The sequence below is a fragment of the Fibrella aestuarina BUZ 2 genome, assembly GCF_000331105.1.
Lineage (GTDB): Bacteria > Bacteroidota > Bacteroidia > Cytophagales > Spirosomataceae > Fibrella > Fibrella aestuarina.
Genome location: NC_020054.1, coordinates 6,144,676 through 6,168,051, shown reverse-complemented (window position 1 = coordinate 6,168,051; position 23,376 = coordinate 6,144,676). Strand labels below are relative to the sequence as shown.

At 54.2% G+C, this 23,376-nt stretch carries 22 protein-coding genes; 13 read left to right on the top strand and 9 right to left on the bottom strand.

Annotated features, from left to right (window positions below; all coding sequences use genetic code 11):
* Window positions 1–429: 429 nt before the first annotated feature.
* From FAES_RS25550 to FAES_RS25520, 7 genes are all read left to right on the top strand, one after another.
* Complete coding sequence (locus FAES_RS25550; RefSeq protein WP_015334096.1) at window positions 430–2,097, top strand: amidase; 1,668 nt, start codon at window positions 430–432, stop codon at window positions 2,095–2,097.
* 161 nt (window positions 2,098–2,258) lie between these two features.
* Window positions 2,259–3,563 carry an aminotransferase class I/II-fold pyridoxal phosphate-dependent enzyme gene (locus tag FAES_RS25545; RefSeq protein ID WP_041258400.1) on the top strand — a complete coding sequence of 435 codons (1,305 nt, stop codon included), beginning with the start codon at window positions 2,259–2,261 and terminating at the stop codon, window positions 3,561–3,563.
* A gap of 138 nt (window positions 3,564–3,701) precedes the next feature.
* Entirely contained in the window at window positions 3,702–3,887 is a 186-nt protein-coding gene (locus FAES_RS25540) for a BF3379 family histone-like protein (RefSeq protein WP_015334094.1), read from the top strand.
* A 303-nt stretch (window positions 3,888–4,190) separates the two neighbouring features.
* Entirely contained in the window at window positions 4,191–5,216 is a 1,026-nt protein-coding gene (locus tag FAES_RS25535; RefSeq protein WP_015334093.1) for a rod shape-determining protein, read from the top strand.
* A 96-nt stretch (window positions 5,217–5,312) separates the two neighbouring features.
* The gene (gene mreC, locus FAES_RS25530) at window positions 5,313–6,149 is read left to right on the top strand and encodes a rod shape-determining protein MreC (protein ID WP_041258399.1); all 837 of its coding nucleotides are present in this window, start codon (window positions 5,313–5,315) and stop codon (window positions 6,147–6,149) included.
* 72 nt (window positions 6,150–6,221) lie between these two features.
* On the top strand, window positions 6,222–6,728 hold the full coding sequence (locus FAES_RS25525; RefSeq protein ID WP_015334091.1) for a hypothetical protein: 507 nt from the start codon (window positions 6,222–6,224) through the stop codon (window positions 6,726–6,728).
* Between the two features lie 235 nt (window positions 6,729–6,963).
* On the top strand, window positions 6,964–7,587 hold the full coding sequence (locus tag FAES_RS25520) for a sigma-70 family RNA polymerase sigma factor (RefSeq protein WP_015334090.1): 624 nt from the start codon (window positions 6,964–6,966) through the stop codon (window positions 7,585–7,587).
* 454 nt (window positions 7,588–8,041) lie between these two features.
* Here FAES_RS25520 and FAES_RS25510 read toward each other — a convergent pair whose 3' ends face one another.
* Window positions 8,042–8,338: a hypothetical protein gene (locus FAES_RS25510; protein WP_148289450.1), complete on the bottom strand. Its 297-nt coding sequence runs from the start codon at window positions 8,336–8,338 to the stop codon at window positions 8,042–8,044.
* Between the two features lie 344 nt (window positions 8,339–8,682).
* On the opposite strand from FAES_RS25510, the gene gmk reads away from it, so the two are divergent.
* Both gmk and nadD read left to right on the top strand, forming a co-directional pair.
* Window positions 8,683–9,282 carry a guanylate kinase gene (gene gmk, locus FAES_RS25505; protein ID WP_015334088.1) on the top strand — a complete coding sequence of 200 codons (600 nt, stop codon included), beginning with the start codon at window positions 8,683–8,685 and terminating at the stop codon, window positions 9,280–9,282.
* 21 nt (window positions 9,283–9,303) lie between these two features.
* Window positions 9,304–9,891, top strand: a complete 588-nt coding sequence (nadD, locus tag FAES_RS25500) for a nicotinate (nicotinamide) nucleotide adenylyltransferase (protein ID WP_015334087.1) — start codon at window positions 9,304–9,306, stop codon at window positions 9,889–9,891.
* 100 nt (window positions 9,892–9,991) lie between these two features.
* Here nadD and FAES_RS25495 read toward each other — a convergent pair whose 3' ends face one another.
* From FAES_RS25495 to cysS, 5 genes are all read right to left on the bottom strand, one after another.
* Entirely contained in the window at window positions 9,992–10,387 is a 396-nt protein-coding gene (locus FAES_RS25495) for a hypothetical protein (RefSeq protein WP_015334086.1), read from the bottom strand.
* Window positions 10,377–11,429, bottom strand: a complete 1,053-nt coding sequence (locus FAES_RS25490; RefSeq protein WP_015334085.1) for a M28 family peptidase — start codon at window positions 11,427–11,429, stop codon at window positions 10,377–10,379. The genes FAES_RS25495 and FAES_RS25490 overlap by 11 nt, the downstream gene beginning before the upstream one ends.
* A gap of 114 nt (window positions 11,430–11,543) precedes the next feature.
* Window positions 11,544–11,894, bottom strand: a complete 351-nt coding sequence (locus FAES_RS25485) for an element excision factor XisI family protein (protein WP_041258397.1) — start codon at window positions 11,892–11,894, stop codon at window positions 11,544–11,546.
* Window positions 11,873–12,301 (bottom strand): element excision factor XisH family protein, encoded by a 429-nt coding sequence (locus FAES_RS25480; RefSeq protein WP_041258396.1) that lies wholly within the window; start codon window positions 12,299–12,301, stop codon window positions 11,873–11,875. The genes FAES_RS25485 and FAES_RS25480 overlap by 22 nt, the downstream gene beginning before the upstream one ends.
* A 5-nt stretch (window positions 12,302–12,306) precedes the next feature.
* Window positions 12,307–13,812 (bottom strand): cysteine--tRNA ligase, encoded by a 1,506-nt coding sequence (gene cysS / locus FAES_RS25475; protein WP_015334084.1) that lies wholly within the window; start codon window positions 13,810–13,812, stop codon window positions 12,307–12,309.
* Window positions 13,813–13,933: 121 nt separating this feature from the next.
* On the opposite strand from cysS, the gene FAES_RS25470 reads away from it, so the two are divergent.
* On the top strand, window positions 13,934–15,142 hold the full coding sequence (locus FAES_RS25470) for a hypothetical protein (protein ID WP_015334083.1): 1,209 nt from the start codon (window positions 13,934–13,936) through the stop codon (window positions 15,140–15,142).
* 48 nt (window positions 15,143–15,190) lie between these two features.
* Window positions 15,191–15,868, top strand: a complete 678-nt coding sequence (locus FAES_RS25465; protein ID WP_015334082.1) for a GNAT family N-acetyltransferase — start codon at window positions 15,191–15,193, stop codon at window positions 15,866–15,868.
* A gap of 47 nt (window positions 15,869–15,915) precedes the next feature.
* Here FAES_RS25465 and FAES_RS25460 read toward each other — a convergent pair whose 3' ends face one another.
* Window positions 15,916–17,106 (bottom strand): glycosyltransferase family 87 protein, encoded by a 1,191-nt coding sequence (locus tag FAES_RS25460; protein WP_015334081.1) that lies wholly within the window; start codon window positions 17,104–17,106, stop codon window positions 15,916–15,918.
* A 156-nt stretch (window positions 17,107–17,262) separates the two neighbouring features.
* On the bottom strand, window positions 17,263–17,844 hold the full coding sequence (locus FAES_RS25455) for a thioredoxin family protein (RefSeq protein ID WP_015334080.1): 582 nt from the start codon (window positions 17,842–17,844) through the stop codon (window positions 17,263–17,265).
* Window positions 17,845–18,043: 199 nt separating this feature from the next.
* On the opposite strand from FAES_RS25455, the gene FAES_RS25450 reads away from it, so the two are divergent.
* A complete protein-coding gene (locus FAES_RS25450) occupies window positions 18,044–20,014 on the top strand; it encodes a sensor histidine kinase (RefSeq protein ID WP_148289449.1) in 1,971 nt (656 codons plus the stop codon).
* An 80-nt stretch (window positions 20,015–20,094) separates the two neighbouring features.
* Here the strand turns inward: FAES_RS25450 and FAES_RS25445 are convergent, their stop codons facing one another.
* Complete coding sequence (locus FAES_RS25445; protein ID WP_015334078.1) at window positions 20,095–20,889, bottom strand: DUF547 domain-containing protein; 795 nt, start codon at window positions 20,887–20,889, stop codon at window positions 20,095–20,097.
* A 94-nt stretch (window positions 20,890–20,983) separates the two neighbouring features.
* On the opposite strand from FAES_RS25445, the gene FAES_RS25440 reads away from it, so the two are divergent.
* Window positions 20,984–23,332, top strand: a complete 2,349-nt coding sequence (locus FAES_RS25440) for a S8 family serine peptidase (protein WP_041258395.1) — start codon at window positions 20,984–20,986, stop codon at window positions 23,330–23,332.
* The last annotated feature ends 44 nt before the right edge of the window (window positions 23,333–23,376 follow it).

Here is a 23,376-nt window from a genome sequence, read left to right as displayed (position 1 = left end):
GGAGGATTGTAAAGGCATCTAATGTACCGTTAGGGCTATCAATTATTTTTTATCCGCATCAATGTTTACTGAGCGTGCCATAACTAGCCAATACTTACAATTAAGATAGCTGTATTTTTGGTGGCAACCAGTACGAATTGGGATTTATGGAGTCAATCAGACGACGTACTTATTATTTATTAGTATAGGTATCAGGTACGCTGTTTGACGGAATGAGGGGATTGCTTGTCAGCCGGAAAGCACTTGATCGAGTGGCGCGAGCTTGCCGTAGCGTCATCGATACGTACCTGATCGTCGTAATCGGCCGTAGGCTTATTTGGCTATTGCTTCTAAACACGAAATTTCCGTTGGTGAGGGCTTGTTTCGTACGCTATTTGACGCCTACATATAGTACCTTGACAGGGATAAAGTAGTTATGATACACCTGTCATGCATAAAGTAGTACGTTTCATCACACTCTGCGCCGTCTCCTTTGCCGCCGGTGCGTTTTTCAGCCACCACGACGACCCCGCCCAGCCCCTTACGGCCGAAATGGCCGACGTAGCCTCGCGGGTATTCGGCATTCCGTTCACCCGGGCCGAGCGCGATTCGATGCTCGACAACCTCAACGATCAGCGCAAAGACTTCGAAACCATTCGGGCTGTCGACCTGAAAAACGACGTGGCGCCAGCGCTTTATTTTAACCCGCTGCCAACTGGTTTTCAACTCCCGAAGGGACCCGACTCCTTTGCCGCGTCGGCGGTGGGTCAGGTACGTATGCCGGCTAACCGCGACGAACTGGCGTTTTATACCGTGGCGCAGTTGGGCGAATTGATACGTACCCGGCAGGTCTCGTCAGAAGACTTAACCCGCTTTTTCCTGAACCGGCTCAAAACCTACGGGCCGCGCCTTTTCAACGTTATCACGCTTACCGAAGAACTGGCGCTGGAACAGGCACGCCGCGCCGATGCTGAACTGAAAGCAGGCAACTACCGGGGGGCGTTGCACGGCATCCCCTACGGTGCCAAAGATTTGCTGGCCCGGCGGGGTTATAAAACCACCTGGGGGTCGGTGCCCTACAAAGAGCAGACGCTCAACTACGACGCCACCGTTGTGAAGCGCCTTGAAGAGGCAGGAGCTGTGCTGTGTGCCAAACTGGCCGTGGGCGAACTGGCCTGGGGCGACGTTTGGTTTGGTGGCATGAGCCGCAACCCCTGGAAACCCGAAACGGGTTCGAGCGGCTCGTCGGCGGGGTCGGGCAGTACGGTATCGGCGGGTTTGTTGCCGTTTGCCATCGGCACCGAAACGCTCGGCTCCATTGTATCACCCTCGACGGTCTGCGGCGTCACGGGGCTACGGCCCACCTTTGGGCGTGTGAGTCGGCACGGGGCCATGGCGCTGGCCTGGTCGATGGATAAGATTGGCCCCATGACTCGTAGCGTCGAAGACTGCGCACTCGTCTTCCGGGCCATTCAGGGGCCCGATGGCTTCGACCCGACCGTGGTGAAAACACCGTTTAACTACGCGGCGCTGCCGTCGCTCAAAGGTGTGCGGATTGGCATTGTCCAAAAAGCATTCGATAGCGAATACCCCAATAAAACCAACGACCAGGCTACCCTCGAAACCCTCCGTAAGTTGGGCGCTACGTTTGTACCGATCGAGTTGCCGCCCTTCCGCTACGGAGCGCTCTCGCTCATTATCGGGGTGGAAGGCGGGGCCGCGTTTGACGAACTCACCCGCTCGGGGCGCGACGATCAGATGGTGCGGCAGATGAAAGCCGCCTGGCCCAACGAATTCCGGTCGGCCCGGTTTATTCCGGCCATCGAGTACGTGCAGGCCAACCGCATACGTACCCAGCTCATCAACCAGATGTACGATGTACTTAAGAAGGCGAAAGTCGATGTCTACGTCACGCCGACCTACGCGGGCGGTAACCTGACGCTGACCAATCTGACGGGACATCCGTGCGTGGTGCTGCCCAACGGGTTCAACGCGGCCAAAACGCCCACGAGCATTACCTTCAACGGGCAGCTCTTTGCCGAAGGGCGGCTACTGGCTGTAGCCAAGGCTTATCAGGATGCCACCGACTGGCACAAGAAGCATCCTGTACTCAATTAAGAAGTAAGTGTAAAGGGGCTTACCAGTAGCCAAGCGTCACGTTCTGGGCTCCGTCGCGCGTACTCTGTTTCGTTAATTCTTTATTCTTAATTCTTAATTTATGTATTTTTGCACTAAACATGTTAAAAACAAGCCATTAAGGCTTAAAACGGCAATATAAAGTGGATTTATTTGAGAAGCTACGAACCAATCTTGGTCCTATCGGCGGCGCAGCACGCGAATATAACGGTCACCATTATTTCGCGTTTCCGCGGCTAACGGGTGAATTAGGGCCGCACATGACCTTTAATGGTAAGAAGATGCTCAACTGGAGCCTGAATAACTATTTGGGTCTGGCCAATCATCCTGAAGTGCGTGAAGCCGACGCGCAGGCCGCTGCCGATTGGGGACTAGCCTATCCGATGGGCGCCCGCATGATGTCGGGCAATAGCGATCTGCACGAGCAGTTGGAGAAAGACCTGGCCGAGTTTGTGGGTAAGGAAGATGCCTTCCTGCTCAACTACGGTTATCAGGGCGTGATGTCGGCTATCGAAGCCCTCGTCGACCACCGCGACGTGATCGTTTACGATGCCGAATCGCATGCCTGCCTGATCGACGGTATCCGGCTGCACAAGGCCAAGATGGGTGAGTACTACAAGTTCAACCACAACGACATGGCCAGCCTGGAGAAAAACCTTCAGCGGGCTACGAAGAAAGCGGCCGAAAAAGGCGGTGGTATTCTCGTCATCACCGAAGGTGTATTCGGCATGTCGGGTAAAGTGGGGAGCCTGGATCAGATTGTTGCGCTCAAGGAAAAATACAACTTCCGCCTGCTGGTCGACGACGCACATGGCTTCGGCACGATGGGCGCCACGGGCGCGGGCGTAGGCGAACTGCTCAACTGCCAGGCCGGTATCGACATTTACTTCTCGACGTTTGCCAAGTCGATGGCCGCTATTGGCGCGTTTGTCGCGGCCGACCACGACATCATCATGTACCTGAAGTACAACATGCGCTCGCAGACCTACGCCAAGGCCCTGCCGATGCCGTTTGTGGTGGGTTGCATGAAGCGGTTGGAACTGATCAAAAAGCACCCCGAACTGCGCGAAAAACTGTGGGAAAACGTGCGTGCTCTGCAAAACGGGCTGCGTGAGCGTGGCTTTAACATTGGCGAAACCACGTCGCCCGTTACACCCGTACTGATGCAGAATAACGGGGGCGTTGTAGCGGCTGCCAACATGATCAAAGACCTGCGCGAAAACTACGGCGTCTTCTGCTCGATTGTGGTTTATCCGGTCGTACCGAAAGAGGTGATTATGCTTCGGATCATCCCGACGGCGGCTCACACGCTGGAGGATGTCGAGTACACACTGAACACATTCAGCGCTATCTCCGACAAGATCAAAAATGGCTACTATGTGCAGGAAAAACCCTCTGGATTGACTGCAATGGCCGAATCGGCGGTCACTGAGACTGCCGCTGAGTAAGGTATCGGGGTTTAAGTAGGATTATTCGGTTATTTTTTTGACGTAGCTCTTGTTGTCTATGTCAGAATAACTATATTTCCGCCGAAATGCGCGTTTTTAGCGCATTTAAGCACTTTTTCACACTTAAACCCCAATCGTATGACACGCTTTGAGGAGATTAAAAACCTGGTTATGTCGCTGGAAGGAGACTTTGATAAATTCTACGACAAAAAGAACCAGGCTGCCGGAACTCGCGTACGGAAAGGCATGCAGGACTTGAAAACGATGGCCCAGCAGATCCGTGCTGAAGTTCAGGATCAGAAAAACGCTGCTACTCAAAAGTAATCGTTCATTGTTTTGAACTGGCCAAACCCGCCCTAACAACAAGTTGGGGCGGGTTTGGTATTTTAAGGGCATGCTAACCGATACCCGATTGCCTGTAATTCGCTAACGCTCACGGACAAAAAGAAAAGTCCATTCAGGCAGTGGGCTAAAGTTCTATTTAATTATCCCTACTTTTGTAATAGCAATCGGTCATTAGTCATTAGTCATCGATTATTGGTTGCTTCTACTAGCTACGGATTGTCCATGACTAATGACCTGTGACCCCAACACGCAAGCTCTGCTTATCTTCGTAACAAGCCTGAAATGGGACTTTTTAATTTTCTGACCAGCGATATTGCCATTGATTTGGGGACGGCAAATACCCTCATTATTCACAAAGACCGGATCGTCGTAGACGAACCGTCGATCATCGCCATGGACAAAGTCAGCGGGAAAGTGCTGGCAATTGGTCATAAGGCGATGCAGATGCACGAAAAGACCAACGAAAACATCAAGACCATCCGTCCGCTGAAAGATGGCGTAATTGCCGACTTTACGGCGGCCGAGCTGATGATCCGGGGCCTGATCAAGATGATCGAGTCGGGGAATCGGCTGTTTTCGCCCTCGCACCGTATGGTCATTTGCATCCCGTCGGGCATTACTGAGGTAGAAAAACGGGCGGTTAAAGACTCCGCCGAACACGCAGGTGCCAAGGAGGTGTACATGGTGCACGAGCCAATCGCTGCCGCTATCGGTATCGGTATCGACATCACCCAGCCCAACGGCACCATGATCGTTGATATCGGGGGCGGCACTACTGAAATCGCCGTTATTGCCCTGTCGGGTATTGTTTGTGAACAATCGATCCGGATTGCCGGTGACGTGTTTACCCGCGACATCGTCGATTACATGCGCCGGGAGCATAACCTGCTGATCGGTGAACGCTCGGCTGAGCAGATCAAGATGGAAGTGGGCTCAGCTCTGCCCGAACTCGACAACCCGCCAACCGACTACGAAATCCGCGGTCGTGACTTGATGACGGGTATTCCGAAGGAGATTAAAGTGACGTATAGCGAAATCGCCTACGCCCTCGACAAGTCAATCTCGAAGATCGAAGAAGCCGTAATGAAAGCCCTGGAAGTATCGCCGCCCGAACTCTCGGCCGATATCTACACCAACGGTATTCACCTGACGGGCGGTGGCGCGCTGCTGCACGGCCTCGACAAACGGCTGGCGACGAAAACCAAACTCCCTATTCACGTGGCCGATGATCCGCTCAAGGCCGTGGTGAAAGGGACAGGCGAGGTGATCAAAAACCTCGATATGTACAAGTCGGTGCTGATTTCGTAACGCAGAAGCGTATAAAAATTGCTGGCGCTTGGGGCTTCGACTAGACGCCCCAAGCGCCAGCAATTTTACGATTTATACCCTCCCACCTTCCGCCGCGTGGAACAACTCTTTGCCTTTATTGCCCAGAGCCGCAACTTCATCCTGTTTGTGTTGCTCGAAGTACTGTGCTTTTACTTCGTGGTTAACACCAACAATTACTGGAGTGCGAGCTTCTTCAACACGTCCAACCGCTACGCCGCGCAGATGTTGGCCTGGTCGAATTCGGCGCGCGAATACACCAACCTACGGCAGGTCAACGCGGATCTGGCAGCCGAGAATAAGCGCTTGACAACCCAACTGACACAACGTCAGCAAGGCAGCCCGGCTGCCCCGACTGCTTACAAAGCCGACTCGTTATTTGCCAACCGGTTCCAATTTACTGTGGCTAAGGTGATCAATAACACCACGACACTGGCCAATAATACCCTGACCATTGATAAGGGTACTGCCGATGGCATTCGGCCCGGCATGGGCGTAATCTCGCCAACGGGTATTGTGGGCCGGGTACGTTTCTGTAATGAGCACTATTCCGTTGTCACCTCAATCCTGCATTCCGAGTTTCGGGTATCGGCTCGGCTGGTAAAGGCCGAAGAAATCGGTACGGCCCGCTGGCCCGGTATCGACCCAACGCGCATGACGCTGGTGGATATCTCACGGAATAAGCCAGTTAGCAAGGGTGATTCGGTGATGACCTCAGAATACAACTCTGTGTTCCCGCCGGGTATCCTCATTGGGCGTATCAGTGAGGTACGTACCCAGCCAGCGCAGCCTTTCCACGACCTCAGCGTAGCTTTGTCGACGAATTTTAGCAGCCTGCTCTACGTCTATGTCGTCGATAACAAACAGGCTGAGCAGCAGTCGCAGGTCGAGAAGCAAATCGATAGCGAGAAGTAACGAATAAAATAGCTGTCGGCTATCTGCATTACCTTCGCGGATACTTGGCGGCCCCGCCCACTGCCATTCTCTATGACGCTCCGCGAAATCATCACGATCAGCATCTTATTCCTGCTTTACCTAACCCTTCAGATTCTGATTGTCCGGAACCTGGTCATCTTCGACTATGGCTTCTGTTTTCTCTACGTAGCCTGTATCTTATTGTTGCCCAACGAAATAAGCCAGACGGTGCTGCTGCTGCTGGCCTTCGCCACCGGCATTATCGTTGATACATTTTATAACACGTTAGGCATGCACGCCGCCGCTACGGTGCTGATGGCCTACCTGCGGCCGCTGATTGTGCGCGTGCAGATGGGGCAGCGCATGCTCGAATCGAGGGTGGTTTTTACGTTGCAGGAGTTGGGTTTCGCCGACTTTTTCAAGTATGTCATTGTGCTGGTGCTAATCCACCACGGCGTGCTTTTCCTGATCGAAGCGGGCAGTATATCGCTGTTAGTACCCAGCTTGTTACGGACGTTGGCGAGCGCGCTGTTCACCACGCTGAGCATCGTACTGATTCAGTTTTTTACCCGAAACTGAGTGCGGACCCGGCAAGCAGAAGCCATGCCAACCTACGTACCTGACACCAAAGGGTGAAGTAAACACAACTGAAAATTGTTTAGTTCTGCCATTTTGGCCGATAAAGCTTTTTCTTGAACAAAGGTTTGGTTTTTGCAGTACACTAGTACTGGCAACTGCCAGTGTAGCTCGCTCCCCAAGGTATAGTTAATTTACTGGCGGCAGTTGAGGCTAACCGACTTTAACGCCTACATTTATGTCGACAATGCCCGAAACTATGTCAGACTCGACACCTTCGCCTACTCGCGGATACACTGAAGAGCAGAAGTACCAAATCTTCAACAAGGAGTTCATGCCCCACATCGACTCCATGTACAATTTTGCCTTTCGCCTGACCACAGACGAGGACGACGCCAACGACCTTGTGCAGGACACGTACCTGAAGGCGTTCCGGTTCATCTCTTCATTTGAACAGGGAACCAACGCCAAAGCATGGCTGTTCAGAATCCTGAAGAATAGCTTCATCAACGATTATCGGAAGAAAAGTAAGGAACCGGCCAAAGTCGACTACCACGACGTTGAGACGACCTACAATTCGGAAGACTCGGAAACCGAACACACGGTCGACCTGCGGGCCGAGACGGTGTCGGACCTGATCGGCGATGAAGTAGCTACAGCCCTAAACTCATTACCCGTCGATTTTCGGACGGTCATTATTCTCTGCGACATCGAAGGATTTACGTATGAGGAGATGGCCAAGATTCTAGACATTCCCATCGGTACGGTTCGGTCGCGGTTGCACCGGGCCCGTAACCTGTTGAAAGAAAAACTGCGCGATTATGCGGCTTCGATGGGATACAACGAAAATCTTGACGACTGATAAGAACTTTTTCGATACATAGTTTGGTTAGACTAACAACGACAATATAACTAATCTTGGAATAAATAAAATTTTTCCAATGCAAACGTCTTTGCCCAAATCACCGTCGGAGGCCCCGAGGAGTATGAAGCATGAGTGCGAGCACCAGGCCGACTGTTTGAAGTTTATTCAGATGGTACTTGATGGAGCGGGAAACGAACAGGACCTCGACCGTCTGCAACGTAACTTAGAATCGTGCCAACCCTGCATTCAGATGTATCATCTTGAACAAGAGGTAAAGGCACTTTTACAAAATCGGATGGAGAAGCGGTGCTGTCCCGAGAAGATTATCGAAAACATCCGCACCCGTATCGCTGCGTTCAGCTAAGTCGGGAGAAAGACATTACCAAAACGGGGTACATTAAACCATTACGTTTAATGTACCCCGTTCCTTTTTTAAACGTATGTAGCTTACTCATTGGCAAGTTTTAGCTAAATCGGCGCGAGCTTGCTGAATGGCAGTGACACTAGCCTGCGTGACGGAAGAACAGTTCTGAGCTACGGCCAGGTAATTATCGTAGGCGACCACTACAGCTTTGCAATTTGCGTTTGTTGGGGCGTTGGAATACGTCTGGATAGCTGCTGAATAGGCGTTGGCTTTTTCGGTAATGTTGGCCTGCGTACAGGACGAATTGGCGGCGGGATCACTCGATTTTTTGCAACCAAAAATCAGGCTTAGTAGCAGAGCCGTTGACAGGAGAAGGGGGCGCATGTGCAGCATGGCATAGCAGCGTTTAACGGTGAAGGATGTGTTGATCGTCAACTGGTTGCACGTGTTGTAAACAAAGGCGGCAACCCGTATGACGCGGCGACAACGTTACGGCGCGGTACCCCTGAGCGGATGCCTTTCGCTCAAAAGCCTCCTTGTAAGCGTCGAGTTTTGATTTAGCGTATTCGGCCATTCGCGCGTTGTCGCTTCCAACGAACCGGATAGGGTAGTTGCGTTACAACGTACCTGACAGACAGCGGGGGTGAAGCCCGGCTGCCCGGATTTTTGTACTTTTGTCTGACTGACCACCCTGAGTAAATCAGTGATCACTCAAAACAGCAATCCCTTTGGAAGGCAAACTCATTATTTTTTCGGCACCATCCGGCTCCGGTAAGACAACCATCGTCCGGCACTTGCTCAATACCAATGACAATTTAGGCTTCTCAATTTCAGCCTGTACCCGCGACCGCCGCGGCCGTGCCGAACAGAATGGCAAGGATTATTACTTCCTGACTCCAGACGAGTTTAAAGAGAAGATCGATAACGATGAGTTTGTCGAGTGGGAAGAAGTCTACGTAGGGGCGTTCTACGGCACGCTTAAGTCGGAAATCGAGCGGGTATGGGCGAGTGGTAAACACGTTTTGTTCGACGTCGACGTGCAGGGCGGACTGAAGCTGAAGAAATACTACGGCGACCGTGCGTTGGCTGTTTTTGTAAAAGTCCCCGACGAAGAAACGCTACGGCAACGGCTTATTGGCCGAAACACCGAGACCGAAGACAGCCTCTCGAAGCGTCTGTTCAAGGTGCACTTCGAGATGTCATTTCAAAATCAGTTCGACGTGATTCTGGTGAACGATGAGCTCGAGGATTCCTACCAGAAATCCCAGAAGCTGATCGACGATTTTCTGCAGAAGAATGTGGTACCTGCCAAAGGGGCTGAAATCTAGCTGCGCCTTTTCCGCTTCGATATGACAATCGGACTTTTCTTTGGCTCGTTTAATCCCATTCACGTTGGCCACCTGATTATCGCCAACACAATGGCTCACACAACCGACTTGGAACAGGTCTGGTTTGTGGTGTCGCCGCAGAACCCGTTCAAAAAGACGAAAAGTCTGCTGCACGAGTTTGACCGGCTCGATATGGTGGAACGGGCTATTGCTGATAACAGTCGGCTGAAGGCGACCGACATTGAGTTCTCGATGCCCAAACCCAGCTACACGATCGATACGCTGGATCGGTTGCGTGAGAAGTTTCCGCAGCACACCTTTCGGCTAATCATGGGCGAAGACAACCTCGACCAATTTGCCAACTGGAAGGCCTACGAGCGTATCTTGGATGAATTCGGGCTGTATGTGTACCCACGCCCCCTGCGTAATGGAATCGTGGCCACAGCGAGCCTGTTTCGGGAACACCCCAACGTGCGGCTTGTGTCGGCTCCGTTGCTCGATATTTCGGCGACGTTTATCCGCGATGCCGTGCGGGCTAACCGGCCGATTCGCTACATGGTGCCTGATGTCGTCGAGGAGATGATCAGCCGGAAGAAGTTTTACCTCTAGCCGCTTAGAAGTCCAACAAAAAGCGTCCCTGGTCTGGAAGTCATCAGCAAACGACTTCAACGACCAGGGACGCTTTTTTGTTAGCCCAGCGAGGTGCTCCTCATGGGATTCCGTTTTGAATCGTTACCTCTGAAACCAGGCCAACGGCATTGACGCGCAGGGCGACGCTCTTGGCATTCGATTTGGCCCCGACGTTGCCATCGCATTGCGGTCCTTTCTCGACGTAATAGATGTACAGTTTCTGGTTGCGGTCGGTAATCTGGTTGATGTCGGGGCGGCCGAGCATTTTGCCCAGATCATTGGAATGAATGCCTTTGATCTGATCGCGGACCGCCATGAAGTCATCAAGCAGACCGGGACGTACCCCGTTGCAGGCGCCACGATCGTCGCGCCAGGCTTTCAGGTTGAGCTTGCCAAGGCTGTCGGGGCCTGAGCAACTTAGGCAAACCGCCAAAAGGGCGGTGGCAGAAAGGATCCGGTTCATGTTAGGCAGCATCGGGCTGTTCGTTGTAGGCAACCTGAATCAGCGTCTGCCCAACGGCCTTGAGCGTATTCCGGTCGATGTTACGCATATCATCTTCGGTAGTGTGCCAATCGGGGAAGAAAGTACTTAAGCCGTTGCTTTGCTGATGAATTATATCGACAACCGGGATTTTGGCAATGGTATTGGGGGCGATGTGATCATCAAGAATGGGTGCCCCATTGGTATCGGTGAAGAACTGGCTATAACCTAATTGGCTAGCCGTGTTCCAGATAGTTTGCACAACACTTGGCGCAAACTGCAATGAATAGCCTTCTTTGGGGAAAGTAGCCCCTTTAGCGCCTACCATATCGAGTAAAACCCCGTAATAAGCGGTATAGCCGGGCTTGTGCGGGTTTTTAGCCCAGTAACGCGAGCCCAAGCAAAAGCCGATATAATCAATCTCGGAGGCTGCCTGATCGACCTTACCACCAACCTTTTCTTTATCGTTCCCCGCTTCATCGCCGTCGCCCCAGTCTTCGGCATCAAAAAAGACCAGATCGATGCCTACGGTTGGTTTGGTTTTCGCCTGCTGAATGGTACGGGCCATTTCGAGCAGGACCGCTACGCCACTGGCGCCGTCGTTGGCCGCCGCCACGGGCTTAGTGTGGTTGGCCGCGAGGCTATCGTTGTCGGCGCGGGGGCGGCTGTCCCAGTGCGACGAAAACAGGATGCGTTTGGCTGCCGCCGGATTGATACTGCCGATGATGTTGCGGCCTTTGATGATGGTGCCATCCCAGGCTTTTGCCGTAAACGGCTGCTCGGTAACCTCACAGCCGTAGGCTTTCAGCTTCGCCGCGATGTAGTCGCCGCCGCGCACGTGAGCAGGCGTGTTGGGTACACGCGGGCCAAACGCCAGTTGCTGCTCAATAAAGGCATAAGCTGAGTCACTCGAGAAGGCCGGAGCGGCTACCATGGTTGATCCTGATTCGGTCGCTTCTGACGACTGGTTTTTCTTATCGTCGCAGGCGGCAACGAATAACGCACAGGCCATTATGGCCGGAAAGGCTTTTTTCATAAAGGTAGAAGTAGCCAACCGAATGCTGGCTGATTACTTAACGCTTACACCTACACCAACGGTGTAGTCTTACTCACTATAGAGGTAAGCAACGAGGCCGGGACGTACCCATCGCTAGGCAATTGCATATCCTGTCAACGCTCTGTACTGGGGCGGATGAAAGCCCAGGACGATGTCTTCTTTAGCGATGCCGCGATCTGCTAAATCCTGAGCTACGTGCAATTCAGTGCTGTTTTCCAACAGCCACGTTTTACCATCAGCTTTTATTTGTAGATGGATTAATAAGGCATCAACAAAGCGGCTGGGCGTCACCCAACCCGTAGCAACTAATTGATAGTGGTGGTGGTCCCGGTCTACGATCACCACCCGACGGTATGACTCACCCTCAATTTCCTGATCCTCATGCTCCGCCAAATACTGACTCACGATGGCGGCATAATGGCCTATTCGTTGTGCGCTATCCATTTGACAATTTGCCTGCTAATCGGCTCGTAAATAACAAAATTGATTTTGTAACGCGCGGCGACTACTGCAAAAACACGCTGCCGGTTCATTCGTTCATAGGCCGGTTCAGGAATCGCCAGGTACAATAGTCGATCCGGTTCCTGTAATTCGATGTTGACCTGATACATTAACATTTGGCCCAAGGCGCTGTGAAAATCATAAACAAGTGAATCGCCAAGGAAACTCTTTACCTCAACGGCTATTTTGTGAAGTCCTTTCTCTGCGGTTATCAACTTTTCTGCGCCTAGGTCAACCGTAAGAGCATCTTTCAATAAGTCGGTAACGAGGCGATAGCCGTCATGGGTAATGCGCCAGCCATCTGCTTCCAATGCAACCCGCACCGCCTCATGGAACATATCTTTTGCCATACCCGCTATTCTTCGTAGGCCCAGTCGATGCGGTGTTTCATGTCGCGGATCACCAGCCCCTGTGCTTTGAAGTAGGTACGTACCTGATCCACTTTGTCGTAGAGACGTTGAGTTTTGTACTCGCGATACAGGTCGAGCATGCCCGTGATCATCGCAGCCGGGGTGGGGCGGTGCGGCGATCCGATGGGTTCTTCCTGCAAGCCCAGCACGTCTTCGATAAACTGCACGAAGGTGTTTTTGAGTAGATCGAACGCCTCCTCGCCCAACTGCCCCATCGTGAGCTGCCGGGTGTCGAGTTGATTGATTTTCTTTAGCAAGCTGAAGAGATGCCCAATGGCGACGGCCGTGTTCAGGTCGTCGTTAAGCGCATCGTACAGCGCCTGCCTGTAGTTAGCAATTTCCTCGCTGTGTTTCGGGTCGATGGGCACGTCGGCGTCGGCCTCAAACGTCATGGCTTTCAGTAACCGCAGGCCGTTGATGAGCCGCCGATACCCTTTCTGGGCGGCTTTCAGCGCTTCGTTCGAGAAGTCGAGCGTGCTGCGGTAGTGCGATTGGAGCATAAAAAACCGAACCGTCATCGGGCTGTAGCCTTGGTCGAGCAGCGGGTGATTGCCCGAAACCAACTCCGACGGCAGAAACGAATTGCCCAGCGACTTACTCATCTTCTGCCCGTTGACGGTCAGCATGTTGGAGTGCATCCAATAGCGCACCGGGTCGTGGTCGTTGAGGCCGTGGCCCTGCGCAATTTCGCATTCGTGGTGCGGGAACTTCAGGTCCATACCGCCACCGTGAATATCAAACTGGGTGCCCAGGTACTTGGTACTCATGCAGGTGCACTCTAAGTGCCAGCCGGGGAAACCCATGCCCCAGGGCGAGGGCCACCGCATCAGGTGCTCCGGCGCGGCGTTTTTCCAGATCGCAAAATCGAGCGGGTTCCGCTTCTCGCTCTGCCCGTCGAGTTCGCGGGTTTCGTTCAGCAGATCGTCCAGAATCCGGCCTGACAGCTTCCCGTATTGCCCCCCGTTGCGGTTATAGGCCTCGATGTCGAAATACACCGACCCGTTCGATTCGTAAGCCAGCCCTTTGTCAATCAATTCCTTGACCGCTTCGATCTGCTCGATCATGTGGCCCGTAGCAGTGGGCTCGATGCTCGGCGGCAGCAGGTTGAACTGAAGCAGTACGTCGTGGAAATTATTAGTATACCGCTGCACAATCTCCATCGGCTCCAGCTTTTCCAGCTTGGCCATGCGCCCGATTTTGTCTTCGCCCTCGTCGCCGTCGCCGACCAGGTGCCCCACGTCGGTGATGTTCCGAACGTACCTGACCTTATAGCCAACAAACGTCAGGTAGCGGAAGAGCGTGTCGAACGTCAGGAACGTCCGCAGATTGCCGAGGTGTACGTAGTTATAAACGGTAGGTCCACACACATATAGGCCGACGTGCGGCGCGCTAATGGGTTCAAACCGTTCTTTCTGGCGGGAGAGCGTATTGTAAAGCGAGAGGGGTTGCATGCTGCAAAGGTAGTTTGTAGTTCGTAGTTTGCGGTTTGTGATTTTGTTGCTGTTGCCGACCCGGCCGGGTAAGTAACGACCGTCAAACGCTAAACCACAAACTACAAACTACCTTTGCGGTATGCAACTGATAGAAGTGGGCCAGGATGCGGCTCTTCGTACCGAGTTTCTACAATTGCCGGTTCGGCTTTACAAAAATGACCCCTGCTGGATCAGGCCCCTGGATGATGACATCGAGATTGTCTTTGACCCCAAACGCAACAAGCTGTTTGAAGCGGGCGGTGAGTGCATTCGTTGGCTCCTGAAGGATGAGGCCGGGCAGACTGTGGGTCGGGTTGCTGCCTTTGTGAACCAGAAGACGCTCAAAGCCGAGAAAGACCAACCGACGGGCGGCATGGGCTTTTTTGAATGCATTGACGACCAGGCTGCGGCTTTCCAACTGCTGGATGCCTGTCGCGACTGGCTTGCCCAACGGGGCATGGAGGCCATGGAAGGCCCCATCAATTTCGGCGACCGCGACCGCTGGTGGGGGCTTTTGGTGGAAGGGTTTGATAAAGAGCCCAACTATGGCATGCCCTACACGAAGGCCTATTACGTGCCCTTTTTCGAGAACTACGGTTTCCGGGATTACTTCCAGCAGCATACGTTTTCATTGGCAATCCACTACGACGAACTGATGGCCAACGGCATGCAGCAGAAAGTGCTCGACCGGGCGCAGGCTATCCTCGACAACCCCGAATACACCTTCGAGCACATTCAGAAAAATAAGCTGCCCCAATACGCCGCCGACTTTGCCGAGATCTACACGAAAGCCTGGGCAAAAATTCTGGGTACGCCCGACATGACGGCCGACAAAGCGCTGTCGCTGATGAACAAGATGAAGCCGGTGATGGAAGAAAACCTGATCTGGTTTGGCTACCACGGCACGGGGGAGTCACGTCAGCCGGTGGCTTTTTTCATCATGCTGCCCGAACTGAACCAGTATTTCAAGCACGTAAACGGCAAGATGGACCTGCGCGGCAAACTCACGTTCCTGTACCACAAACTGTTTAAGCCGACCAACAAAGCCTTCGGCCTGATCTTCGGCGTTGTGCCTGATTTTCAGGGGAAAGGTATCGAGTCGGCCATCGCCATTGCCTATCCGTCGCGCGAAGTGTGGGGCGGTAAAAAGCATCAATTCAGCGCGTTAGAACTGAACTGGATCGGCGATTTCAACGTTCGGATGATCCGGTTCTCCAAGATGCTGGGCGGTAAAATCAGCAAACGCCACATCACCTACCGGTATCTGTTTGACCGCACGAAGGAATTCAAACGGCACCGGGTTATCTAACGCATACGGGTGCCCCCACAACCGGCGCCCAACCGACCACATCGCAGCATGAAGGGGCAGGATCTCGATCTGTTTCTGAGTATGGGTTATTTCCGAATGCACCAGAACGTGTTTACGTGCAACTTTCTGGTCTTAGAGGAGAAACTGTATCCCGTGCATTGGCTACGGATCGACCTGGAGCGGGTGCAGTTTGGCAAAACCCAGCGGCAGCTACTGAGCCGAACGGCGCGGTTTCGCTTCGAGGCCAAACCCTTCCTGCTGACCGATGAGATAAAGGAACTGCATGCCCGCTACCGGCAACACATCGACTTCGACGCACCGGCGAGCATCGAAGAAAGCCTCTACAGCGGCCCGCTGTTTACGGAGTTTGACACCTGGGGGCTTGAGATTCGGGATCAGGAGCGCCTGATCGCCGTGGGCATCTTTGACCGGGGTAACCAGACCATTGCGGGCATCATGAACGTCTATGACCCCGACTATCGGCGCTACAGCCTCGGCAAAGTGCTTATGCTGCAAAAGATCGAATTCGCCCGTCAGCAGGGCCTGGTTTATTATTACCCCGGCTACATCGTCAGCGGCATGCCCAAGTTCGATTACAAGGTAACGGCAGCGGAGTCGGCCACCGAACTGCTCGACGCCGCCTACGACGACTGGATTCCGTTTTCGTGGGAAACCACCCGAACCATTGCCGACGAGATGCTACGCAGCAGCGGACAGGCACGCTGATAACGTACCCAGTCGCCGCCAAAGCAACGTACCTGGAGCCGGTGCGTTCAGCTTAATTGCGGCGACACCGATAGTGGTTGGTCGTCGTCATAGTTGGGGACGGGGGCTTTGCCCAGCGCGTAGCGGTGCATCAGGTAGATAAGCCGGAACCAGATGAGCACACAGGGCAGGCCTTTGAGCACGTAGGGCTTCACAAACTCGTCGCGCCACACCTTGGGGAACAGGTCGGAGGGCGACATTACCGTGAAGATGAAACAGCCGATCAGCATGGCGCGGTCGTACCAGGTTTTGGGGCTATAAAACCACCAGATCATGACGCCCGTGACGGCCACGATAAATACCGGCGACTCGGCAATGGGGTTGAAAATGACCTGGAAGATCAGGATCGAAGCCAGCAGCATCATCCGGAACCATAGCTCCTTGTAGCGCTGCACGTAGACCAGCACCGAACAGAACACCACCACCCCCATGGCGATAATGGCCGTGTTGGAAATGTCGGGCGAAATGGTCTGGTGGATAAGGCGGTGAATGGACAGGTTAAGCCACTTGTCGCCATCCGACTTGTTGAGCAGCTCCGTCAGCCAGTTTTGGTATTGCCAAAGCAGGCTATCGGGTGTGGTGAACAGGAGGGGAAACAGCGCCATCGCCACGCCCCATCCCACCATACTGAGCAGGAATTTGCCCTTCTGCGGATAGAGCAGAAACAGGGCTCCGCCAACCAGGCTGTAGATTTTAATGTTGAAACCCAACAGCAGAAAAAACGCCGCCCAAACGGGTTGCCGCTTTTCAAAAGCCAGAAACGTGAAGATCGGAATGGCAGTAATGAGTGGATTGGTCTGGCTATTGGCCACGGCCGTAAACAGCTCCTGCATGCAAAACCAGTACATCACTACCTTCTGCCGGTGGGAGAGGGGCAGACGATAGACGGCATAGACCCAGATGCCCGTAAACAGGAAATGCCACAGAAACAGCCCTACCGAATAAGGAAGCAGGAAAATCGGTGAGAAGAGCGCCCCAAAACTCGGCGCGTAGTGGTTGCGGTCTTCATACTCGGCCGGGTATTTGGCATACAGGTCGGTTCCTTCGATGAGGTGATCGAGCGTATGGTAAAAAATTAGGTAGTTGTTCGACTGGGTAATGAATACCGTACGGATACTAACAAACAACGCCAGAACGGCAAAGACACCGAAGATAAAACGGAAATCGCTGAAGAGCGGCTTCTTAAAGAACGATAGCATGGCGCAAAAGTAACCCACGTAGCGACGCAATTCCTTGCGTCTCCCCCGCGACAGCAACCATTTTTGTTGGCAAGAACCGCGCTTTTAAGCCGCAACCGATTACCAGACCGGCTGATGGCTAGACGAAAGGGGCGGTTGCTCCGCTATAGGCAGCCGCTAGCGACCGGGTACCGGCATAGCGGCCTGATGCTCCTTTACATACGTACCGGCTTTGTAGGCGTCGAATTGTTCCTTCTGCTGGTAGTTGCCGCCGAAATACGTAATGATCTGGTGGAAGGTCCGTGGTTCCAGGTAGCCCGAAATCGGTTGGATCATCTCCATCTTTTCGTTCAGAAAAACGGTGGTGGGATACCCCATCTTGCCTTGCAACAGGCTGATGGCCAGTTCATGTGCCTGTCCCTGGTTTTTGAACGTTTTGTCGCCGATGGTAACGTCTTCTTTCATCTCGGCGTCGAGCTTCACGGCGTAGTAATGCTCGTTGACGTAGTCGATGATGGCCGCCTGGCTAAACGTGCGCTGATCCATCACCTTACACCAACCACACCAACTCGTGTAGACGTCGATGACCATTTTACGGGGTGCTTTCTGGTTGAGTTCGTAGGCTTGTTTGAAGCTCATCCAGTTAATTTTTTTCCCTTCGGCTGTTTTGGTAGCCGGCGTGGGTACGTTCATCGCCGGGCGGAAGGCAACCCCCAGTAAGGCCGCGATGAAAAGCAGAATAGGCAATCGATAGCGCATAAGTCAGGGGCCGCAAAGCCGATAAACAGAAATACAAAAATAACGGCAAAAAGCAGGCCGTAGTCAACGTAACATAAACGCTTGCCAACCAACTTTTAGTCAATCCGAACCAATAGCTCCCTCCGCTGACACAGTAAGCACTTGATTGGCGCCTACGGCTACTTATTTTTGATAAATACCCCATTTACCATTCCTCGTAATGCGTCTCTGCTGGTTTATTGGCTGGGTTTTGCTGACTATGCTTGGCGGCGCGCAACTGCGGGCGCAGGCACCGGCCGCCGTCGTGCTGACCAGCAGCGATGACCCCACGGAGGCGCTACCGATTGATGGCGCACTGAGCCTGTATATCGATACCACCCGACGGCAGGCCCTGCCCGATGTACAACTCATGCCGTTTCGGCCGGTAGGTACGGGCGTGCCCAACATTGGATATACGGGTAATCAACAAAGCGTCGTGCCGTTCTGGCTGCGGTTTCAGGTGCAGAACGCCACCCAACGCCCCGCCCGGCTGTACGCCGCCGTTAACTTTTGGTGTTACGAATCGCTTCAACTGTTTGTGGTGGACCGGAAAAACGATTCGCTACTAACAAGCTCCATTCCGATGGGCTGGCGTACGGCGGTGTCAGTGCGGCCCGTCCACAATCGGTACTATTATTTTCCCTTTTCGGTGCCGCCCGGTGGCGATTACATGATTTATCTGCGCGTCAATAAAGCGCGCGGCACGCAGCTTGTGCCCATGACCCTCATCCGGCAGCAGGCCTACGAAGAGCGCATGCAGCGCGATTACCTCTTTTGGGGTGGTGTATTGCTGTCGTTGCTGTGTGTGTCGGTGATGAGCCTGTTTTTTTACATCACATCCAGCGATGGCATCTATGTCAGCTACATGCTTTGCGTCTGGTGCCTGATCGGCTTCTTCGTCATCAACGACGGCTTCCTCAATCAGTATGCCTTTGAGGCTCAATTCTGGTTACCCCGGCAGAATATCTACTTTCTGTTTCCGCTGCTGTTGTTCTATTCCCAGCTTGTGTTTGTCAGGACGTTTTTGCCGATGTGGCAAACGCCCAGCCGATGGCTCCACAACCTGAGCTCATGGGCGCTGGTCGCTGGTTTTGGCTGCGTACTGATGCTGCTGATCGAGGCCGTCGTAACGTACCCAGCCTGGCTGGAAGTGGCTTTGCTAAGGCTCTTTACGGTGCTTTACTGGCTTCCCATTCCGATCATTGTGGCGTTTGTCGCGACCAGTTTTTACCGGCGGTATTACATCCGCGCCACCTGGCTATACGTAGTCGCCGTTACGCCGTTCTACGTGTTGAACTTTGGGCAGGTATTGGCCAATTTCGGACTTATACCGACGTACCGGGCGCTGGTCAACTTCGATTATTATGCCATCACCGCCCTGTTGGAAGTATTGGTACTGGCGTTTGGGCTGGCCTTCCGGTACAAGCTTATGCGCGACCATAACGACCGCCTGCTGACCAGTCAGCGTGAGCAGGAACGGATTACTTATACGACAGAGGTCGAAACGCTGGCGCTTCGCAACGCCATGCTTGAGGAAAAGGAACGTATCGCCCGCGATTTGCACGACAACGTGGGCGCTCAACTGGCGTTTATGATTACCACGCTGCTGCACATCAGTCGGCAGGTCGAGCAGCAACCCGTTATCGATGGGAAGCAGCAGGCCAATGAACTCCGGGCGGTGGTTGGCTACGCGCGCGATGCCATCCGAACCCTACGCGAAACCATCTGGGCCATTCATCAGGAGCGCTTCACATTGACCGAGTTTGAAGACCGGCTGAACCAGTATGTGAACCGCTATGTGCAGCAAACCAACGGCCTGGAAGTCGACGTGCAAATCGACGGCGACATGAACCAGCCTTTAACGTCGGTGCAGGTGTTGAATCTGTTTCGGATTGTGCAGGAGGCGCTGAGCAACGTAGTCAAACATGCGCAGGCAACCCGGGCGAGCGTCTTTTTAACCACCCGCGCCAACGGCACCTTTCACCTGACCATTCACGATAACGGGCGCGGGCTGAGCCTGCCCGGTAGCGACGAGACGCTGGAGCGACACTACGGCATCCGCAACATGAAACGCCGCGCCGAAGAACTGGGCGGGCAGTTCAGGATCTACACCCACGAAGGCACGGTAGTGGAAGCCGTGCGGGGCAATTGATCGGCAAAACGGGCTGGGCCCACCGCGTTGGCCTGTATAAGCGCAACGCGGTGGGCCCAGCCCGTGTATAATTCGTTGGCCTACTGCTCGTTGAGGCCCCAATCGTACGTCTGATACGAAATCTTGGTATCGTCGGTAATCTTGGTCTTTGAATATTTATTGATGACCTGCGGAACGGTCATGTTCTTCATTTTCTTGAAATCGCCACCGTACCAGTCGAAGATCTTCGACAGGCTGGCCTGCTTGGCGGTAATCGAGTTTTTGCCGGGATTGTTGATGAAGTCAGAAGCTTGGTCGTCGAGCTGGGCGTCCAGTCGGCTGGGTTCGTAGGCTTCGTTGCGGAGACGGGGGCACGATTTGGCCGCACACACCAGCGCAAAGTGAATCCGGGGCTCATCAAACTGCTTCCGGATAATGCCGTGCTCCAGGTTGTTCAGATCATAGGTTTCGCCACCGATTTTGATGAATTTGACATCCCAGGGCGTGTTCACGAACGGAATCTTGATTTTGGCGCCAATGTCTTTGATGCTCTTCACGGGGTAGTGGTCGAGGATCAGCTGGATGGTGTAGGCGTTATAAGCGTTGATCCAGTAGGTCAGCTTCTCATCTTTGCTCCAATTGCTGGCCGGGGCATTTTTGCTCAGCAGATCCAGGTACGATTTGAGCTGCGCCTTGTCTTTGGCAAAGCCTTTATAATCGACCATGCCGGTGCCGTTGACGTGCTCTTTCAGCAGTTTGTCGAAAATGGCGTGGCTGGGGGCCGCCGTGGGGGCCGTTACGTTCGGCAGTGTTACGCTCGAATGGTGAGCCAGGTAGCTACCCGACAGGCTTATCAATAAGCAGACGGCTACACTGGTTGAAAATAGTAGTTTCATGGTGCTCTATGTTTCTAAGATATACGGCGAAGCAACCCAAAAGGTTTGAAAACGAATCGGTAGCTTTGAGGAAGGAGTTACTGGCAGACAGTGTATGTGGCGACGGCTATTGCTTGTTTTTTGGGTGAACGTGATGCTGGGTACGTGGGTGGCAACAGCGCAGCCAACCGCCCGAAAAGCCGTTGGTGACTATGATTTTGGCCTGCACGGGCTACGAGCAACGTACCTGCGCTACCCCAGCCTGACGGGCGCCGGCCTAACGATCTCCATCAAGGAGCAATCATTCGACACGTCGGATATCGACTTCAGAGGCCGCGTTGTACCGACCCCGGCCCTTACCCGCCTGTTCTCTGACCACGCCACCACCATGACCACCCTGCTGGGCGGCGCGGGTAATCTGATCAGCACGGGGCGGGGCGTGGCAGCCGGTGTTCGGCTGGCGGCTTCGTCGTTCGATCGGCTCCTACCCGACACCCTGCCTGAGCTACGTCGGTTGGGGGTATCGGTACAGAATCATTCGTATGGCGTCGGAATCGAATCGTTTTATGGCCCAGAAGCGTTGGCCTACGATCGGCAGGTGCAGCAGGAGCCAACCCTACTCCACGTGTTTTCGGCGGGCAATAGCGGTACTGAGTCGACAACGGCCGTGTTACCTAGCCCGTTTATGACCCTGACGGGTGAGTTTAAACAGGCAAAAAACGTGCTGGTGGTGGGCGGAATTGGCAGCCGGGGGGCGCTGGAGGCCCGTAGCTCGCGTGGCCCCACCGCCGACGGTCGCATCAGGCCCGAATTGGTCGCCTATGGTAACAACGGTACGTCGGAATCGGCGGCGCTGGTGTCGGGGGTAGGGGCCTTGTTGCAGCAAACCTATCGCAGTCAGCAAGGGCAGTTGCCATCGGTAGCCTGGGTAAAAGCCTGCCTGCTGGCTTCCTGCCAGGATATTGGCCTGCCGGGCCCCGACCACGAAGCCGGGTTTGGTAGTCTGAATGCGTTAGGCGCCGTTTCGCTGGCCCAAAACCGGCACTACCAGACCGGCACGCTCTCGACAACGGATGTTGCCCAATCGTTTACGGTAACAGTGCCGCCGGGGATGGCCCGTTTGGCTGTGGCGCTGGCCTGGAATGATACACCAGTAACGGGCAGTGGCACCCTGCGACAGGATCTCGATCTTTGGCTCGAACCCATGGGCGGGGGGGGCGGTCAGGTACGTCCCTGGGTGCTGTCTGCCGTGTTGCATCCCGATTCGGTGCGTCTACCCGCGCGGCGCGGCATTGATCGGGTCAACAACGTGGAGCAGGTGTCTGTCGCGCAGCCAACGCCAGGTACGTATCGGGTGTGGGTCAAGGCCAACCGCTTGCCCGATGGCCCCCAGCCTTACGCGGTAGCCTATAGCGTCGACTCGGCCTTTACCTGGTTCAACCCCGTAGCCGATGCCACGCTGCAGGCAGGCGAACTTCAACCCATTCGCTGGCTCTGGCAGGGCGAGGCTACGCAGCGGGGTACGTTGTCGGTGCAACTGACTGGCGAAACTACCTGGCAAACGCTGGCCGATAGCGTCCGGCTGGCCGATCAGGCCGTTTGGTGGACAACGCCTGACCGGAATCTGACGGCTCGTCTGCGGCTGGTGACACGTACCCGAACGTACCTATCGGAAGTATTCACGCTGGTACGTTCGATGCGCCCGCAGGTCTTGCTCAATTGTCCCGAGCGGGCGGCCATTACCTGGGCACGTCAGCCAGGCGTAACCACGTATCAACTCTATAGGCTGGGTAATCAGTACCTGGAGCCCACGCGCCAGACAACCGACACCGTTGCTTTCCTGACCCCTTCTGATGGCGCGTATGTGGCTGTCTGGCCCCTGGTTGGGGGTAAACCCATACAGGCGGGTTACACAATCAATTACCAGCAACAGGGCGTAGGTTGTTACGTAGCCAGCTGGCTAGCGGCCCGGCTCGTGGCCGATACAGCCCAGCTGAACCTGAGCCTGAGTACCACCTGGAACCTGCGTACGCTGACCCTCGAGCGGGCGACCACTACTGCTGCCTTCACACCCTTACAAACGCTGCCCATCCAGCCAAACCAGCTGACGTACGCGTTTCAGGACCGGCCACCAACGGTTGGGGCGGCCCGGTATCGCGTCAGGCTGACGACACAAACCGGCGAGACCGTGGTAACCGGCGAAGAAACGGTGTATGGCACCCGGACCAGCACTCCGCTCGTCTTTCCGAATCCGGTGGCCGTTGGGCAACCGGTATCGCTGGCCCTGCTTGATGAAGAAGTGACTGGCATCTGGGTATCGCTGGATGGGCGTGTGTTACGGCCAGCACCGCTATCGGGTATCCTGAAAGAAATACCAACCGACGGCCTGCCTCCCGGTCTGCATTTGCTACGGCTCGATGGGGCCAAAACTGGCCGACATGTAATCCCGGTGCTGGTACGCTAGCAATAAAAACCCCGACATTTGACAAATGCCGGGGTTTCTACTGA

Excerpts from the sequence above, each read along its gene's own strand:
- FAES_RS25460 (WP_015334081.1), bottom strand. The coding sequence starts at position 17,106 with ATGCTATCGTTCTTTAAGAAGCCGCTCTTCAGCGATTTCCGTTTTATC.
- FAES_RS25550 (WP_015334096.1), top strand. The coding sequence starts at position 430 with ATGCATAAAGTAGTACGTTTCATCACACTCTGCGCCGTCTCCTTTGCC.
- FAES_RS25465 (WP_015334082.1), top strand. The coding sequence starts at position 15,191 with ATGAAGGGGCAGGATCTCGATCTGTTTCTGAGTATGGGTTATTTCCGA.
- FAES_RS25525 (WP_015334091.1), top strand. The coding sequence starts at position 6,222 with ATGACGCTCCGCGAAATCATCACGATCAGCATCTTATTCCTGCTTTAC.
- FAES_RS25540 (WP_015334094.1), top strand. The coding sequence starts at position 3,702 with ATGACACGCTTTGAGGAGATTAAAAACCTGGTTATGTCGCTGGAAGGA.
- FAES_RS25490 (WP_015334085.1), bottom strand. The coding sequence starts at position 11,429 with ATGAAAAAAGCCTTTCCGGCCATAATGGCCTGTGCGTTATTCGTTGCC.
- FAES_RS25470 (WP_015334083.1), top strand. The coding sequence starts at position 13,934 with ATGCAACTGATAGAAGTGGGCCAGGATGCGGCTCTTCGTACCGAGTTT.
- FAES_RS25495 (WP_015334086.1), bottom strand. The coding sequence starts at position 10,387 with ATGCTGCCTAACATGAACCGGATCCTTTCTGCCACCGCCCTTTTGGCG.
- nadD (WP_015334087.1), top strand. The coding sequence starts at position 9,304 with ATGACAATCGGACTTTTCTTTGGCTCGTTTAATCCCATTCACGTTGGC.
- FAES_RS25480 (WP_041258396.1), bottom strand. The coding sequence starts at position 12,301 with ATGGCAAAAGATATGTTCCATGAGGCGGTGCGGGTTGCATTGGAAGCA.
- FAES_RS25520 (WP_015334090.1), top strand. The coding sequence starts at position 6,964 with ATGTCGACAATGCCCGAAACTATGTCAGACTCGACACCTTCGCCTACT.
- FAES_RS25535 (WP_015334093.1), top strand. The coding sequence starts at position 4,191 with ATGGGACTTTTTAATTTTCTGACCAGCGATATTGCCATTGATTTGGGG.
- FAES_RS25485 (WP_041258397.1), bottom strand. The coding sequence starts at position 11,894 with ATGGATAGCGCACAACGAATAGGCCATTATGCCGCCATCGTGAGTCAG.
- cysS (WP_015334084.1), bottom strand. The coding sequence starts at position 13,812 with ATGCAACCCCTCTCGCTTTACAATACGCTCTCCCGCCAGAAAGAACGG.
- FAES_RS25445 (WP_015334078.1), bottom strand. The coding sequence starts at position 20,889 with ATGAAACTACTATTTTCAACCAGTGTAGCCGTCTGCTTATTGATAAGC.
- FAES_RS25450 (WP_148289449.1), top strand. The coding sequence starts at position 18,044 with ATGCGTCTCTGCTGGTTTATTGGCTGGGTTTTGCTGACTATGCTTGGC.
- FAES_RS25510 (WP_148289450.1), bottom strand. The coding sequence starts at position 8,338 with ATGCGCCCCCTTCTCCTGTCAACGGCTCTGCTACTAAGCCTGATTTTT.
- FAES_RS25455 (WP_015334080.1), bottom strand. The coding sequence starts at position 17,844 with ATGCGCTATCGATTGCCTATTCTGCTTTTCATCGCGGCCTTACTGGGG.
- FAES_RS25440 (WP_041258395.1), top strand. The coding sequence starts at position 20,984 with ATGTGGCGACGGCTATTGCTTGTTTTTTGGGTGAACGTGATGCTGGGT.